Here is a 15991-nt window from a genome sequence, read left to right on the forward strand (position 1 = left end):
CGTTTTTTAAGAAAATTTATTTTGCTTCTGCACAGAAAACTCTGTACTGTACAGCAATGGCAGACTTAAAGTATTCTTTAATTCTTGCAAGATCGCCGGAGGCACTTTGTTTCGTAAAATAGCTTCCCGCAAGAATCTTATAATTGGGTCTTAGGGATGCATCAGTTTCAATCTTTATGCTTGGAAATCTTTTTCTGAAATAAGCTTTGATTTCATTTGCCTCATCATTGCTTTTTACGGTTGCTATTTGAATTTTGTACCCTAAAATTCTTGGATTTCTCCTGCATATTTCAGCATTAGTAAGTTCTCGGCTTGGCACATATATTTTAGGAGGTTTTGACGGTACATCATCTTCGGAATTTGCTTTTGCAGCTGTAGAAGTTGCACATTTATTTTCCAGAGAAGACAAAGCATCGTTTACTTTGGCATCCATAGTCATTACAAGCTCTGTTCCGGCTAAGGTATCTTTCTTTACAACCTGTTGTGCTTCAACAGTATAAAAACTCACAAAAGATATGACAGTAATTATTTTGATTAAATTTTTCATTTAAAGTTGTTTCAGCAAATTTAGGATAATTATAAAAACCCCGCAAACAAGACTATTTAGAATAGTTATAAATTAAACGGAAATGACATTTTACCTTTTGTTAAGGTCGTTAAATTCTTCTTAAAAATATTATTTTTGCGGAATTGATTACATACTCAATATTTACTAACATAAGATAATTTAAATGATTAGTTGGAGAAAGCATTATAAAAAAGGGCTGATTGCGATAGGATTATTGCTATCAACAAGTGCTTCAATTTACGGGCAAGCCGGCGATCCTAAAAACGGCGAAAAACTTTTCAAAGCAAATTGTACGGCATGTCACGCATTAGACAAACAGGTTGTAGGTCCCGCACTGAAGGGTGTGGTAGCAAGACTTGATACGGAACAAGGACTTGGAAAAGACTGGCTTCACAAGTGGATTAAAGACAATAAAGCTTTGAGAGCTTCTGGAGACAAGTATGCTAATGAGGTTTATGAAAAGTACAACAAAACTGAGATGCAGCAGTTTCCTAATCTTTCTGAAAAGGATATTGATGATATTTTAGAGTACACAACTAATCCTCCTGCTCCGGAACCTGAAAAAACGCCCGAGGCCGCTACAGCTGGTACTAATGCTGGTCAGGCTCCTGCAGACAATACAACTTCAAGCATAGTGATTATTTCACTTTTGGCAATTGCAGGTTTGTTAGTTTGGATCTTAATTAAATTAAGACAGTTAGTTAAATTGGGACAGTCAGAAGATTTGGCAGGTCTTGATGAAACAAGAGTAAAATCATTCAGAGAAATTTACGAAAAGTACCATTACATCGGTAAAGGAGCTTTAGCGATATTAGCGATACTGGCTGCTTACGGAGTTTGGAACTGGATCATGTGGATTGGTGTTTATAAAGGATACAAGCCTGAACAGCCAATTTATTTCTCTCATAAAATTCACGTTGGTGAAAATAAAATCGACTGTCAGCTTTGTCACTCAAGTGCAAAATATGGTAAAGTTTCAGAAATTCCTTCTATGAATGTTTGTATGAACTGTCACAGAACTATTTCTGAGTACAACGGTAAGTATATTGAGCCAGGAAAAGATAAGGCATTCTATGATGGAGAAATCAAAAAGATTTATGAAGCTACAGGATGGGATCCTGAAAAACAACAGTATACAGGAAAAACATCTCCTATAGAATGGACGAGAATTCACAATATGCCGGATTTCGTTTACTTCAATCACGCACAGCACGTTGTTGCAGGAGAACAGGCAATCATCAATTCATTCAACAAGAAAAATCCTGATAACAAAATCGACGTAGTTTGTAAAGCTTGTCATGGTAAGATTGATACGATGAATGTTGTACAGATGGCAAATGACTTTACAATGGGATGGTGTATTGAATGTCACAGAACAACGGAGATTGATATGAACAACGGTTATAATAAAGAATACTTCAAAAATCTACATGAAAAGCTTAAAAAGCAATACCCTAAAGATGGTGGTAAGATTACTGTAGATGCAATTGGAGGTCTTGAATGTGGTAAATGTCATTATTAATAACTAAAAAATTAGAAGTATAAATGGCTTCAAACAAAATACAATTTAGAAGTATTCACGAACTTAAAGATCCGGCTTTAAACAATAAGCTGGCTCAAAAAGAGTTCCAAGAAGAAATTCCGGTAGAAGATTTCTTAGAAGGTACTCAGAAAAACGATTCAGGTACATCAAGAAGAGATTTCTTGAAACTGTTGGGATTCTCTACAGCAGCAGTTACTTTAGCTGCCTGTGAAGCACCGGTAATCAAAACGATTCCTTATGTGGTAAAGCCGCACGAAATCATTCCGGGTATTCCTAATTATTACGCTTCAACATATTTTGACGGGTTCGATTTTGCGAGTGTTTTAGTAAAAACGCGTGAAGGGAGACCTATCAAGATTGAACCGAATCCTGTTGCGGGAGATTTAGGTAAAACAAACGCAAGAGCTCAGGCAAGTGTACTTTCTCTTTATGATAATGACAAAGTAAAGCAACCTAAGCTTGACGGTAAAGACGAAACTTTTGATAAAGTTGATGATTTCGTTATCAAAGGTTTAAATGAAGCTCAGGCTGCAGGTAAAAAAATTGTGTTATTATCACATTCTTTTGCTTCTCCTACTTTCAAAAAATTATTTGCTGAATTTAAAGCAAAATATCCTACTGCCGAACTCGTAACTTATGATGCTCTTCCTTATTCCGCAGGTTTAGATGCCGCTCAGGAAGTTTTTGGAACGAGAGCATTGCCGGTTTATGATCTTAGAGGAACTGAATTAGTTGTTTCTTTTCAGGCAGATTTCTTAGGAGATTATAATGCATCAAGCTTAGAAACTTCTTATGCAGCCGCTAGAACGCCGGGAGCAAGTATGCTGAGACACGTTCAGGTTGAATCTAATATGTCTCTTACGGGCGCTAATGCAGATGAAAGAATCAGATTAAAGCCGAGTGATGTAAACAAAACTTTAGTTGAAGTTTACAACGCAGTTGTTGGAGGTGGTTCTTCAGACAAAGTAGCTGCCGGAATAGCAAAAGAACTTCAGGCGAAAGGCAGCAAAGCTGTTGTTTTTGCAGACGGTTCTAAAGCGGCACAGGTTTTAGCTCACTTAATTAACCAAAAATTAGGATCAGTTGCTTTTACAGGTAAAGCAAATTTCCTTAAAGAATTTGATAAAGCAAGATTCCAGGAGTTTTTAGGTTGGATGAATGCAGGACAGGTTGGAGTTTTGATTTCTAACAATGTAGATCCTGTTTATTCTCATCATAAAGGTCAGGATTTCAAAAAATCTTTAGAAAAAGTACCTTACGTAATTGCGGTTACAGATAAGAAAAACAATATGTATAAGGCAGCGAAAGCTGTAATCCCGGTAGCTAACTGGCTTGAGTCTTGGGGAGATGTAGAGCCTCAGACTGGTGTTTATGCATTAATGCAGCCTACTATTCAAAAAATTTACAAATCAAGACAGATTGAAGAATCTTTATTGGTTTGGAAAAATGGTAAAAATAACGCTGCTAATAATTATTACGATTACTTAAAAGCCAATTCTGCTTCCGTTTTAGGTGGAGTTTCTTTCAATAAAGCACTTTATAACGGTTTTGTAACATCTGCTAATGCGACATCTTTATCTTATGCAGGAGGAAATGCAGGTCAGGCTATAGCTGAATTAGGAAACTTTAAAGCATCTAAATTAGAATTAGTGCTTTATACTAAGACGTCTATGGGAGACGGAACTCAGGCAAACAACCCTTGGTTGCAGGAATTACCGGATCCATTGACAAGAATGTCTTGGGATAATTATTTGACAATTTCTCCAAAAGATGCTGAAGAGCTTGGTATAGAAAATGATCTTAATGCAAGAATGCAGCTAGACGGTTCTGTAGTAAACCTTACAGTAAACGGAGTTAAAATTGAAAATGTACCGGTATTTATTCAACCTGGTCAGGCAGACGGATCCGTTGGTCTTGCATTGGGTTACGGTAAAAAAGATTCTGGTGCTACGGCGGATACAGGGGTAAATGCCTATCCTTTATTTGATGGATCAAACCTCGTAGTTTCTAATGTTTCTATTGAAAAAACTGGAGAAGAACACGAGTTCGCAGGGATTCAGCTTCAAAATACATTAATGGGACGTTACGATATTGCTAAAGAAGTTCCTTTGGCTGAGTTTATTAACGTACCTTTCGATGACGAACACCACGGTTGGAACAAACCATTAGAATATCACACCATCAGCGGTGCACTTCCGGCAGGTAAAATTGACCTTTGGGATGCCTTTGATGATACAGACGGACCTCACTTCAACTTATCAATTGATCTGAACTCTTGTACTGGCTGCGGAGCATGTATTATTGCTTGTCAGGCAGAAAACAATGTTCCGGTAGTAGGTAAAGAAGAGATGAGAATGTCTAGAGATATGTATTGGTTAAGAATTGACCGTTACTATTCATCTAAGCAGAAAGTTGGAGTTTATGATGGACTGAAAGAAGGAATGGCAGTTCCTGAGCTTTACGGAAGTGATGTTTTGGGCATTGATGGGGCTTTGGAGAATCCAGCAGAAAATCCGGATGTGATCTTCCAGCCGGTAATGTGTCAGCATTGTAACCACGCTCCTTGTGAAACGGTTTGTCCGGTTGCAGCAACATCTCACGGTAAGCAGGGACAAAACCACATGGCATACAACAGATGTATCGGTACAAGATATTGTGCTAACAACTGTCCTTATAAAGTAAGACGTTTCAATTGGTTCACATATAACCTGAATGACAAGTTCGATTTCAATATGAATAATGATCTTGGAAGAATGGTTCTTAATCCTGATGTTGTTGTAAGAACAAGAGGGGTTATGGAGAAATGTTCTATGTGTATCCAAATGACTCAGAATACTATTCTTGAAGCGAAGAAAGAAGGTAGAAGAGTAGCAGAAGGAGAATTCCAGACTGCTTGTTCAAAAGCTTGTTCTACAGGCTCTATCAAGTTTGGAGATATGAATGATAAAGAGTCTGAAGTTAGAAAATTATATTCTGGCAACAGAAGATATTATTTACTTGAAGAGATTGGAACCAAGCCAAACGTGTTCTATCACACTAAAGTAAGAAACAGAGTAGAAAAATAAAGTTTAAATAATAAATAGGTAAAAAATGTCAGGACATTACGAAGCTCCGATAAGGGAACCTCTGATTATTGGTCACAAAACTTATCACGATATCACAGAAGATATTGCACGACCTATCGAAGAAAGAGCAGGTAAATTATGGTGGATTTCACTATATGCAGCCTTGGTTCTGTTCATCTACGGATTTGGCTGTATCGCTTATACTATCGGAACAGGTATTGGAGCATGGGGGCTTAACAGAACTATTAACTGGGGTTGGGATATTACCAACTTCGTATGGTGGGTAGGTATTGGTCACGCCGGTACGCTGATCTCAGCAGTATTATTATTATTTAGACAAAGATGGAGAATGTCTGTAAACCGTTCTGCGGAAGCGATGACCATCTTCGCCGTTGTACAGGCAGCAATCTTCCCGGTAATTCACATGGGTAGAGTTTGGGTAGGATATTGGGTATTCCCTTTGCCCAACCAGTTTGGTTCTCTTTGGGGGAACTTCAACTCGCCTCTACTTTGGGACGTATTTGCAATCTCCACTTATTTCTCCGTATCTACAGTATTCTGGTTTATGGGATTGATCCCTGACTTTGCAATGATCAGAGACAGAGCAAAAACTCCTTGGACTAAGAAAATTTATACATTTCTTGCATTCGGATGGGGTGGTAAAGCAAAACACTGGCAGAGATTCGAAGAACTATCTTTGGTTCTTGCAGGTTTGGCAACTCCGCTTGTATTCTCGGTACACACCACCGTATCATTTGACTTCGCAACGTCGGTTATCAAAGGATGGCACTCTACAATCTATCCTCCTTACTTCGTTGCCGGTGCGATCTTCTCAGGATTTGCAATGGTACAGACACTATTATTAGTTGCAAGAAAAGTTTGTCATCTTGAAGATTACATTACCATGTATCATATCGAAATTATGAACATCGTCATCATCTTAACTGGTGGTATGGTAACAGTAGCTTACGCAACTGAATATTTCATCGGATGGTATTCCGGGTCAAGATATGAAGATTTCACTTATCTTTCACCAGGTGCAGCTGTTGGACCTTACTGGTGGGCTTTCTGGTCATTGATCATTTGTAACCTTGTAGTTCCTGCCTCATTCTGGTTCAAGAGATTGAGAACAAATATTATCTGGACATTTATTGTAGCATTAATCATCAATATAGGAATGTGGTTCGAACGTTTTGATATCATCGTAATCAACCTTTCAAGAGATTACTTGCCAGGATCTTGGACGATGTTTAAACCAACAATCATTGACGTTGGAGTGTATCTAGGAACAATAGGATTCTTCTCCGTATTATTCTTATTATATGCAAGAACATTCCCTGTAATTGCACAGGCTGAATTGAAATCAATTTTGAAAATCTCAGGTGAAACTTATAAAGCAAAAGAAGGAGATGAGCACCACTAAAATTGTATACGGACTTTATGCTGACGACGATGATTTAATGAACGGCGTTAAAGCATTCAACGATAAAGGAATCGCAATCAACGAAGTTTATACTCCGTTTCCGGTTCACGGACTAGACAAAGCTTTAGGTTTAAAGAAAACCAGAATTTCTGATGCTGCTTTTATCTACGCATTATATGGTGTAAGTATTGGTGCAACAGTTACTTGGTACGTAATGAATCATGACTGGCCTCAGAATATTGGTGGTAAACCTGCTTTCGACTGGGCACACAACATGCCTGCGTTCGTAGTACCAATGTTCGAATTGATGGTATTCTGTGCAGCACACATGATGTCTTTAACATTCTTAGTTAGAAACAAAATGTATCCTGGTGCTCCCGCTCAGAACCCAGATCCGAGAACTACCGATGATAAATTCCTGATGGAATTTATTACCAATGATGTAGATTCGGTGAAGCAGCTTTTAATTGAAACAGGAGTAGAAGAAATAACCGTTAAAGATGCTTAAAATGAAGAGAAATATTTTAAAAATGACAGCGGTTTTAGGTTTAACTACAGTTTTACTTAATTCTTGCGGACCAAAAGAAAACGCACCTCTTGTTTACTTTCCGGATATGTATTTCCCTGTAGCTTATGATCCTTTGATGAAAGCTCAGGATGCGTATTCAGATCATGAAAATGAGATTCCTGCATTTGTAAAAAATAATGGCGCAACAGGACTTTCTCCTGTAGAAGGTTCAGTAGCTCAGAATAAAGATGGTGTTTTTGCCGAAGACAAACTTCCAAGAACTCCGGATGAATATAATGCTGGTTATGATGCTTCAAAGGGAATTACTTCTTCACCTTTAAATCCTGCTAATGCTACAAAAGATTTAGAGAGAGGAAAAGTACTTTTTGAACGTACTTGTTCTGCCTGTCACGGTGTTGCCGGAGACGGACAAGGATCAATCGTACAAAGTGGGGCTTATTCAGGTGTGCCAAATTATGCAGATAGAGAAATTACTGTAGGATCTGTACACTATGTTTTAACAAATGGTAGAAATGCAATGGGATCTTATGCAGGACAGCTTAGTCCTGGAGACAGATGGAGAGTGGCCATGTATGTAATGAATGCTTTCAAAGGTGCATCTGCAACTCCGGCTGCAGCTCCTGCAACTGCTGAAGCAGCAAAAACCGAAACTACCGAAACTAAAAAATAAGAAAAGAAATGTATAGTTTTTCACCAAAATTAAAATCAGCTTCTATAATACTTCTAGTTGTAGGTTTAGTTCTTTTTGCTGTTGGTTTCTTTATGAATAAAGGAATTACTACAGAAAAAATTGAGCACATGATGGAAGCAGTACATGCTTCAGGACATGATGCTCCTACACACTCAAGCCAAATGGTGGGTCCTCAGGATCATGAGTCTCATCTAAAACATGCAGAGATGCAGATTCACAATCAGCCTTTGGCAGCAATTCATTTCGTAGCGGTATTTTTCTTCGGAGTGAGCTGTTGTGTTTTGTTTTTCTACTGCATTCAGCATGCTGCACACGCAGGTTGGCCTATTATTATTACAAGGGTAATGGAAGCAATTGCGTCTTATATTCCTTGGGGTGGTGCTATTTTGATCATCATTATGATTCTTAATATTACGCATAATGGGCATCTTTTTCACTGGATGGATCCTGAATTAACAAGAGAGGGATCTCCTGAATTTGATGTTATCCTTTTTGAAAAGAAAAGATTCTTAAATATACCTTTTTATGCTATAAGAACTATTATTTATGTAGCTGGAGCTTCATTCTTTGCATGGAAACTAAAAGCAATGTCGAAGAAAGTAGACGAAACTAAGTCAAGAGTAGATTATCAGTTTCTTTACAGATGGGCAGTAGGATACATTGCATTCTTCGGATTTGCATCTGCAGCTTGGGCATGGGATTGGTTGATGTCTATTGACCCTCACTGGTATTCTACAATGTATATTTGGTATTCTATGGTGAGCTGCCTTTCAAGTGGAATTGCTGTGATCATTTTGCTAAGTGTTTTCCTAAAGAAAAATGGTTTCTTACCACAGTTTAATGATAATCACTTGCATGATTTAGGAGTTTTCCTTTTTGCTACAAGTATGCTCTGGACTTATACATGGTTCGCACAATTCATGTTATATTGGTATGCAAACGTGCCTGAAGAAGTAAATTATTTCTTCGGAAGGTTCGAACATTATTCTACAACATTCCTTCCGATGCTTATTGTAAACTTCCTTTTACCATTATTGGTTTTAGTAAGCAGCAGCATCAAGAGAAATTACAAAGTTGTAACAATTATGGCAGTTGTTGTAATCTGTGGTCACATCTTAGATTATTTCAATATGGTAATGCCGGGAACGGTTGGTCCTTACTGGAAGACTCCTGAGGTTTTACTTCTTGTTATAGGTGCCATTTTATTTGTAGCGGGATTGTTTATGTTTACAGTGCTTTCAGCATTAGCTAAGCTGAAATTAATTCCTACAGGTAACCCTTATTTACACGAATCTGAAATTTACGAATATCCTTTCTAAGGAATTGTAACAAAATAAACGATAAAAAGACTGATTAATTAATAATCGGTCTTTTTTTTATAAATCATTTAAAGGCAACCTTTTCAATTTTTATTCGTCTTATTAATGTCGTATAACTTAATCTGATCACATAGAGTATTTGCTCTGAAAACTTTTAACTAAATCCTTATGAAAACTTCAAAAATCCTATCAATTATCTTCATTTTAATTTTGAATTTATTTAATGCACAGAGCATTACATTCATTTCAGAGAAAACCAATTTACCGATTCCTAAAGTATCAGTTTTTGGAAAAGAGGGTAATATTTTAGCAATATCGGATATTGATGGAAAGATTGAAAAGTCTGCACTGGTTAAAGAACAGGAAAATTTCCAACTCATTTATGACAACATTATTCTTACAAGTCTATCTTATTCTGATTTGAATAAAGAAGTGATTAAACTTGACGATAAAATTAAAGATATTGAACCTGTAATTATCAAAAACAACAAACTGGCAAAATACATCAAAGTGCGTGGAAATTTTAACGCGTACGTTACTTTGAATACGAAGCTTAACTGTTATGCAGACGGTGTGATCACGTATATTTTTGACAATAAAACCAAAAAACTGAAGAGTGCAAATGTGGAAGAATATCGCATTTTCAGACTGGAAGATGCAAAGAATGAGAAAAAAGAAACAGCTTCGTGGGATTATAATAGCTTTCTTGATCTGCCAAAACTGAAAGATGTAGGTAATATTGCTGAGTTTAAATCTAAAAGAGCTAAGATTAAAGAACTTAAAGGTATTAATAAAGACGAAATTGAAATCACAGGTGAGGCTTTGCAGGAAAAAGAATTAGCATTATTTGGATATCGTTTTTTTGATGTTAAAGGAATTATTAATCATTCTTACGAAAAAGATTCTGATAAGACTTTGAGAGATTTCTTAGAGTCTAATGAGATCAGTTTTATCAAATTGAAACATAAAAGTGAAACTAATTATAACCAAGTTATTGTTTACAGGAATTTTTATCCCGTTGAACTTGAGTTTGCAGAGGATAATAATGTAGAACAAAAAGTAAAATTTAATAAAAGCAATAGCAGTTATAATACAAACTATTGGAAAGATTCTTCATTCCCCAATATGCAGACTGTGTTCAGTTCTTTTTTTAAGGATAAGTTAAAAGAACAACAAAATAAAAAATAAAAATATTTATTAGTAAAGGTTTTATTAAATTTGCCATAAACCATACTAAAATGAAAAAGTTTTCTTTGCTGCTCATCTTCAGCCTGTTGTTTTTTACGTCATGTAAAAAAGACAGCGTAGATGCGACCACTACTCAGTCTTTCCAGTCGAGTATTAATGATATGGCATCCAGCCTTACCACGATAAAACAAATCAAATTCAATGAAGCATTATATATCCTCAAAACTTTCGGCGTGGAAGCAGATGGAGATGTTGCAGAATTAAAGGCTCTGGGACAATTGATCAATGGAAAAAAAGTACCGGAAATATTGCTTATGGCCGACAAAGTAGCTCAGGAAAACGGAATAGAGTGGGCAAGTACTGCGCCTCCGTCTTTGGGTGAAATGAATATCTTTGGTGACGAATTGGCAAAAGAAAGTGATCCGAATGATGTGAAAGCAAGCTCACTGAATATTCTTACTCAGTTTTCCGGAGATAATGGAAATGGTCCTACAGCAATTCAGATCATTCCTAGATTGGTTGATAATTCAGGAAATCCTATTGCATTCACTGGAGCAGGTTTGGAAGCCACATTAGAAGTTTTCAGCAACGGAGTGAAAATTTCTACCGCCAAAAATTTGATGCAGGACAATAACTTTAAGGGCTTCAATCTCAAGTTTTCTTCTTTACTGGCATCTAAAATTACGGATAACAAAATTGATGTGACCGTTTCAGTTAAAACAACGGCAAAGACATTTAAAATGTCTAAGATCGGTTTAGATGTTAACCCCTCTGCATTGAAAGTTCCGGAAATTCCTAAAACGGATTCTACAATGATTGAGCAAGATCCTGCTGCAATGATAGATCCTAATAATCCTGCAGTTACCACTTCACCGGGTACAGATCCTACGACACAGGCACCGCCAAAACAGCCTGCAGATCCTAAAAATACGGTGAGCAAATTTTTAAATAACGTAAGTTCACAAAATTTAAAGGCTGCATTTGATGCATCAAGCAATCCAAGTTGGGGAAGCTACGAATCTTTTTCTAATCCCACCTCAGGATTTGGAGCAATAAAAAGTGTAAATGTTAAAAATATTACAACTAACGGATCAACGGCAAATTCATCAAGTGTAAGTGCCACTTATGACGTAACAGATAAAAACGGGAGAACAACTTCTTTAAAAGCTACTTTTGGTCTTAAAAATGTAAACGGAGAATGGAAAATCTCCAGCTATAAAATAAATCCTTAAAAGTATGGCATCTGAGCAACTCATTAAAAAGCTTGAGGCAACGATAGAAAATATACCAGATTTTCCCATTGCGGGAATTCAGTTCAAAGATATTTCGCCTATATTTTTAGATCCTAAACTATACGAAGAGGTTATAGATGATCTTGTCAGCTTCAGCAAGGGCAAAGTAGATGCAGTATGCGGAATAGAAAGTCGTGGTTATCTCTTCGGAATTGCAATTGCAGTTGCTTTGGATGTTCCTTTTATTTTAATCAGAAAAAAAGGGAAGCTTCCACCTCCGGTAATTTCAGAAAAATATGATCTTGAATATGGCAGTGCAGAAATAGAAACCAGAGAAGGTCAGATAAAGAAAGGACAAAAAATTTTAATTCATGATGATCTTTTGGCAACCGGCGGAACAACAGAAGCGGCAGCAAAGTTGGTTGAAAAACAAGGTGCAGATGTAGTACAGTTTAGTTTTTTAATTGGCTTAAAAGATCTTAAAGGTGAAGAAAAACTCAAAAAGTTTGGCGCTGATATTTACAGTATTCTGCAATATTGATCAGCTGAGATTAATGTCAATTCGGAAAAAGAAAGATATTATAAAAAATATCATCATTTATAACTGTTTCAAAAGATGTTCAATTATTTGAAGACATTTATTAATAATACAAATAAACATTTTGTAAATCATTCAGAAACAATTAAATTTGCAATTCAATTTTTAAGAATTTATGGCAAAATTGGGAAAAAATGCTCAGCAAGAGCTGGAAGGAAAAGAAACAGTGGAGTTTTTTAAAGATCTTGACAGAGAGGCTTTAAATACAGAAAGATTCCTTGAAAGATATTCAAAACCATTAAGTATAGCTTTTGGAATTTTGGTTCTGGGAGTTTTAGGCTTTTTCGCATATCAGCAGTTTATTGTAGCTCCGAAAAATGAAGAAGCAGTAAAAACTTACCTTGCAGCACAGAAAAACCTTACAGAAGGTAAAGATAAAGACGCTTTGGGAGGCACATCTGCTGCTAATCCTGGTTTTATGGGAACATACAAAGAATACTCTTCAACTGATATTGGTAAATTGGCTGCTTATAATGCAGGTCTTATCAAATTTAAAGAAGGAAAGTTTCAGGAAGCGTATGATTTGATGGATAAATTTTCCTCAGACAACAAAACATTGATGGCCATGAAATACGGCGCAATGGCAGATGCTAAATCGGGTCTTAATAAAAATGATGAAGCATTGTCTTTGTTGGATAAAGCAGCTTCTGCCGCAGAAGATCCTTATACCTCGTATTATTTCACAAGAAAAGCAGGAATTTTGGCTTTAGGAATGAAAAAGAATGCCGAAGCTAAAAAATACTTTACTACAATTGATGAAAAATATCAGGATTACGACAACGGAATGTCTGATTCTTATATAGAAATGGCTAAATACTTAAACTAAAATATGGCAACAGTTAATCTTTCAGATTACAAGCCACTTCATATATCCAATGCCGAAGATTTTTCTATCGGCATTGTTTTTTCTGAGTGGAATGATTTTGTAACTTACAATCTTCGTGATGCAGCCTTGGAAATTCTTGAAAAAGAAGGCGTAAAAGCAGAAAATATACAACAGTTTTCTGTTCCCGGAGCTTTTGAGCTCAGCTATGCAAGTATGCAGCTTTGTAAAGAGCGAAAATTTGATGCAGTAATTGCCATTGGCTGCGTAATACGTGGAGAAACCCCACATTTTGATTTTGTCTGTTCTGCAGTTGCACAGGGAATTAAAGACTGTAATATCATGACAGATACACCAACGATCTTCTGTGTATTGACCGATGATACCAAAGAACAGTCGGTTGCAAGGAGCGGAGGTGATTTAGGAAACAAAGGTGTAGAAGCTGCAGTGACTGCTTTGAGGATGATAGATTTTAAAAAGAATCTCTCTGGTATAAAAGGAAATATCGGATTCGGAAATTTATAATTCATATTTTAAAATACTAAAGAGCTATTTGAAAAAATAGCTCTTTTTTATGAATATTTATAACTAAATTAAACAATATTATTTTTTCAAAAGTTATTCTTAAAAATTGTGAAATTATCTTTCAAAACGAATCTGGAAAAGAGTTAAAGTTCAAAAAGAAAAATATTTTACAATATTTAATTTCAAGAAACAACGATTTTTCTTCCTAAACTTTCTGTAATTACTTTTATTACATTATAGATTTTAACAATTATTCAAATTAGATTTTTATCCCCTCTTTTCAAGTTGTTTAATATAATTTTGTGCTGTAAAATTTAAAAAAATAATGGAATTATTAGACAGACTTAACTGGAGATTTGCAACAAAAGCAATGAACGGACAGAAAGTATCGCAGGAAAAAATAGACAGAATATTGGAGGCAGCCAGATTGGCACCTACATCAAGCGGGTTGCAGCCTTTTGAAATTATAGTCATCACAAATCAGGAAATTAAGGAAAAAATCAAACCAAATGCATGGAATCAGCCGCAGATTACAGACTGTTCGCATCTTTTGGTTTTTGCAGCGTGGGATAATTATACAGAAGAAAGAATCAACAAAATGTTTGATCTGACGAATGAAATAAGAGGCTTTAAAAACGAAGGCTGGGAAAACTACAGACAGCAGCTTTTGCAGATGTATCCGCCAAAACCTGCAGAAGAAAACTTTATTCATACTGCAAAACAGGCTTATATTGCATTTGGAGCAGCAATTATTGCCGCAGCTTTTGAAGAGGTAGATGCAACACCGATGGAGGGTTTTTCTCCTGAAGCAGTAGATGAAATTTTAAATTTGAAAGAAAAAGGCTTAAGAAGTGTTCTGTTGCTACCCATAGGATATAGAGACACCGAAAATGACTGGCTGGCTGGTTTGGCTAAAGTTAGAAAACCAAAGGAAGATTTTGTGACAGAATTAAATTAACAACTGTTTTATATAAAAAAATCCATTCCAAAAATACTGGAATGGATTTTTATTTTTTATAGATCAACAATTAAGCTTCTTCCAAATGAACGGTGAAATGTCTTAAAATTTCCGGTTCCCAGGTAATATTATAGCCTTTTGTAATTTCATTTCTTTTTTCGTAGACATTTTTTACTGCTGCTGCAATATAATCCATGTGGTTGTTGGTATACGTTCTTCTTGGAATTGCCAAACGCAGTAATTCAAGCTTTGGATAGCGGTTTTCTCTGGTTTCAGGGTCTCTGTCTGCCAGCAAAGTTCCGATTTCTACAGTTCTTACTCCCGCTTCTTTGTAAATTTCAAGTCCTAAAGTCTGCGCAGGATATTCTTCACGGGGAACATTAGGCAAGAAATTAAGCGCATCAATAAAAACGGCATGTCCACCGATTGGTTTTTGTACCGGAATTCCGTATTCAATTAACTTATTTCCAAGATATTCTACCTGAGAAATTCTGCTTTCCAAATAAGGGAATTCTGTTGCTTCATTCAACCCTACTGCTAAAGCAGCCATATCTCTTCCTGCCATTCCGCCATAAGTAATAAAGCCCTCATAAATAATGGTGAAATTAGACGCTTTTCTGAAAACATCTTCATTATTCAGAGCGATAAATCCGCCAATGTTAACCAATCCGTCTTTTTTAGAACTCATCGTCATCCCTTCTCCGTACGAGAACATTTCTTTGCAGATATCTTTAATGCTTCTGTTTTCTTGTCCCGGCTCTCTTTTTTTGATGAAATAAGCATTTTCGGCAAATCTTGCAGAATCGAAAAATACAGGGATTCCGTACTTGTCTGAAAGTTTTTTTACAGCTTTCATATTTTCCAGAGAAACAGGCTGTCCTCCTGAAGAGTTGCAGGTAATTGTAATCAGACAAAAAGGGATCTGCTCCTTCGGATGTGACTGATAAACGGCTTCCAGTTTCTCCAGATTGATATTTCCTTTGAAAGGGTGAAGATCGTTAATATCAAAAGCTTCATCAATAGTACAGTCAACAGCATGAGCCTTTCTGATTTCGATATGTCCTTTAGTCGTATCAAAATGCGAGTTTCCCGGAATAATGTCTCCGTCTTTTACCAATACAGAAAACAAAACATTTTCAGCAGCCCTTCCTTGGTGAGTGGGTAATAAATATTTGAAACCTGTGATGCTTTTTACAGTGTTGTGTAACTGTTCAAATGAGCGTGAACCCGCATAACTTTCGTCTCCTGTCATCAAAGCCCCCCACTGGCTGTCAGACATGGCACCGGTTCCTGAATCGGTAAGTAAATCAATATAAACTTGGGAAGATTTAAGATTAAATAAATTGAATTTGGCATCTTTCAGCCATTGCTCTCTTTCTTCTCTTGTAGACTGGCGGATTTCTTCCACCATCTTGATACGAAACGGTTCTGCATATGGTAATTCCATGCGATATAATTTTTAGATTTTATTAAAGAAAAGTTTAATTTGAAAATATTTTCAAATCATCAAATGTATTTAAAGGAGCAAA

Annotated in this window: 14 protein-coding genes; 12 read left to right on the plus strand and 2 right to left on the minus strand. The window is 36.3% G+C overall.

Features of this window, described 5'->3' with window-relative positions:
* Window positions 1-16 precede the first annotated feature (16 nt).
* On the minus strand, window positions 17-547 hold the full coding sequence (locus tag FOL89_RS12815; RefSeq protein WP_144283192.1) for an SPOR domain-containing protein: 531 nt from the start codon (window positions 545-547) through the stop codon (window positions 17-19).
* Between the two features lie 184 nt (window positions 548-731).
* Here FOL89_RS12815 and FOL89_RS12820 point away from each other — a divergent pair, with 184 nt between their 5' ends.
* From FOL89_RS12820 to FOL89_RS12875, 12 genes are all read left to right on the plus strand, one after another.
* Complete coding sequence (locus FOL89_RS12820; RefSeq protein ID WP_144283193.1) at window positions 732-2090, plus strand: c-type cytochrome; 1359 nt, start codon at window positions 732-734, stop codon at window positions 2088-2090.
* A gap of 23 nt (window positions 2091-2113) precedes the next feature.
* Window positions 2114-5176 (plus strand): TAT-variant-translocated molybdopterin oxidoreductase, encoded by a 3063-nt coding sequence (locus FOL89_RS12825; RefSeq protein ID WP_144283194.1) that lies wholly within the window; start codon window positions 2114-2116, stop codon window positions 5174-5176.
* A 25-nt stretch (window positions 5177-5201) separates the two neighbouring features.
* The gene (nrfD, locus tag FOL89_RS12830) at window positions 5202-6599 is read left to right on the plus strand and encodes an NrfD/PsrC family molybdoenzyme membrane anchor subunit (protein ID WP_034677738.1); all 1398 of its coding nucleotides are present in this window, start codon (window positions 5202-5204) and stop codon (window positions 6597-6599) included.
* Window positions 6586-7107: a DUF3341 domain-containing protein gene (locus FOL89_RS12835; RefSeq protein ID WP_144283195.1), complete on the plus strand. Its 522-nt coding sequence runs from the start codon at window positions 6586-6588 to the stop codon at window positions 7105-7107. The genes nrfD and FOL89_RS12835 overlap by 14 nt, the downstream gene beginning before the upstream one ends.
* On the plus strand, window positions 7100-7798 hold the full coding sequence (locus tag FOL89_RS12840) for a c-type cytochrome (protein WP_144283196.1): 699 nt from the start codon (window positions 7100-7102) through the stop codon (window positions 7796-7798). Before FOL89_RS12835 ends, FOL89_RS12840 begins: the two co-directional genes overlap by 8 nt.
* Before the next feature lie 8 nt (window positions 7799-7806).
* Complete coding sequence (locus tag FOL89_RS12845; RefSeq protein WP_144283197.1) at window positions 7807-9138, plus strand: quinol:cytochrome C oxidoreductase; 1332 nt, start codon at window positions 7807-7809, stop codon at window positions 9136-9138.
* A gap of 168 nt (window positions 9139-9306) precedes the next feature.
* The gene (locus FOL89_RS12850; protein ID WP_144283198.1) at window positions 9307-10326 is read left to right on the plus strand and encodes a hypothetical protein; all 1020 of its coding nucleotides are present in this window, start codon (window positions 9307-9309) and stop codon (window positions 10324-10326) included.
* Between the two features lie 50 nt (window positions 10327-10376).
* A complete protein-coding gene (locus FOL89_RS12855; protein WP_144283199.1) occupies window positions 10377-11558 on the plus strand; it encodes a nuclear transport factor 2 family protein in 1182 nt (393 codons plus the stop codon).
* Between the two features lie 4 nt (window positions 11559-11562).
* Window positions 11563-12099, plus strand: coding sequence for an adenine phosphoribosyltransferase (locus FOL89_RS12860; RefSeq protein WP_144283200.1), 537 nt, complete (start codon window positions 11563-11565; stop codon window positions 12097-12099).
* Window positions 12100-12271: 172 nt separating this feature from the next.
* Window positions 12272-12982: a YfgM family protein gene (locus FOL89_RS12865; RefSeq protein ID WP_144283201.1), complete on the plus strand. Its 711-nt coding sequence runs from the start codon at window positions 12272-12274 to the stop codon at window positions 12980-12982.
* 3 nt (window positions 12983-12985) lie between these two features.
* Complete coding sequence (ribH, locus tag FOL89_RS12870) at window positions 12986-13504, plus strand: 6,7-dimethyl-8-ribityllumazine synthase (protein ID WP_144283202.1); 519 nt, start codon at window positions 12986-12988, stop codon at window positions 13502-13504.
* 325 nt (window positions 13505-13829) lie between these two features.
* Window positions 13830-14462, plus strand: coding sequence for a nitroreductase family protein (locus FOL89_RS12875; RefSeq protein WP_144283203.1), 633 nt, complete (start codon window positions 13830-13832; stop codon window positions 14460-14462).
* Between the two features lie 70 nt (window positions 14463-14532).
* Here FOL89_RS12875 and FOL89_RS12880 read toward each other — a convergent pair whose 3' ends face one another.
* Window positions 14533-15909 carry a tryptophanase gene (locus tag FOL89_RS12880; protein ID WP_144283204.1) on the minus strand — a complete coding sequence of 459 codons (1377 nt, stop codon included), beginning with the start codon at window positions 15907-15909 and terminating at the stop codon, window positions 14533-14535.
* Window positions 15910-15991 lie beyond the last annotated feature (82 nt).

It is taken from the genome of Chryseobacterium echinoideorum (assembly GCF_007474535.1).
Taxonomy (GTDB): Bacteria; Bacteroidota; Bacteroidia; order Flavobacteriales; family Weeksellaceae; genus Chryseobacterium; species Chryseobacterium echinoideorum.

What these genes read in the sequence shown, in the direction of transcription:
- nrfD (WP_034677738.1), top strand. Translation starts at nt 5,202, where the DNA reads ATGTCAGGACATTACGAAGCTCCGATAAGGGAACCTCTGATTATTGGT.
- FOL89_RS12875 (WP_144283203.1), top strand. Translation starts at nt 13,830, where the DNA reads ATGGAATTATTAGACAGACTTAACTGGAGATTTGCAACAAAAGCAATG.
- FOL89_RS12845 (WP_144283197.1), top strand. Translation starts at nt 7,807, where the DNA reads ATGTATAGTTTTTCACCAAAATTAAAATCAGCTTCTATAATACTTCTA.
- FOL89_RS12880 (WP_144283204.1), bottom strand. Translation starts at nt 15,909, where the DNA reads ATGGAATTACCATATGCAGAACCGTTTCGTATCAAGATGGTGGAAGAA.
- FOL89_RS12860 (WP_144283200.1), top strand. Translation starts at nt 11,563, where the DNA reads ATGGCATCTGAGCAACTCATTAAAAAGCTTGAGGCAACGATAGAAAAT.
- FOL89_RS12855 (WP_144283199.1), top strand. Translation starts at nt 10,377, where the DNA reads ATGAAAAAGTTTTCTTTGCTGCTCATCTTCAGCCTGTTGTTTTTTACG.
- FOL89_RS12835 (WP_144283195.1), top strand. Translation starts at nt 6,586, where the DNA reads ATGAGCACCACTAAAATTGTATACGGACTTTATGCTGACGACGATGAT.
- ribH (WP_144283202.1), top strand. Translation starts at nt 12,986, where the DNA reads ATGGCAACAGTTAATCTTTCAGATTACAAGCCACTTCATATATCCAAT.
- FOL89_RS12815 (WP_144283192.1), bottom strand. Translation starts at nt 547, where the DNA reads ATGAAAAATTTAATCAAAATAATTACTGTCATATCTTTTGTGAGTTTT.
- FOL89_RS12865 (WP_144283201.1), top strand. Translation starts at nt 12,272, where the DNA reads ATGGCAAAATTGGGAAAAAATGCTCAGCAAGAGCTGGAAGGAAAAGAA.
- FOL89_RS12840 (WP_144283196.1), top strand. Translation starts at nt 7,100, where the DNA reads ATGCTTAAAATGAAGAGAAATATTTTAAAAATGACAGCGGTTTTAGGT.
- FOL89_RS12820 (WP_144283193.1), top strand. Translation starts at nt 732, where the DNA reads ATGATTAGTTGGAGAAAGCATTATAAAAAAGGGCTGATTGCGATAGGA.
- FOL89_RS12825 (WP_144283194.1), top strand. Translation starts at nt 2,114, where the DNA reads ATGGCTTCAAACAAAATACAATTTAGAAGTATTCACGAACTTAAAGAT.
- FOL89_RS12850 (WP_144283198.1), top strand. Translation starts at nt 9,307, where the DNA reads ATGAAAACTTCAAAAATCCTATCAATTATCTTCATTTTAATTTTGAAT.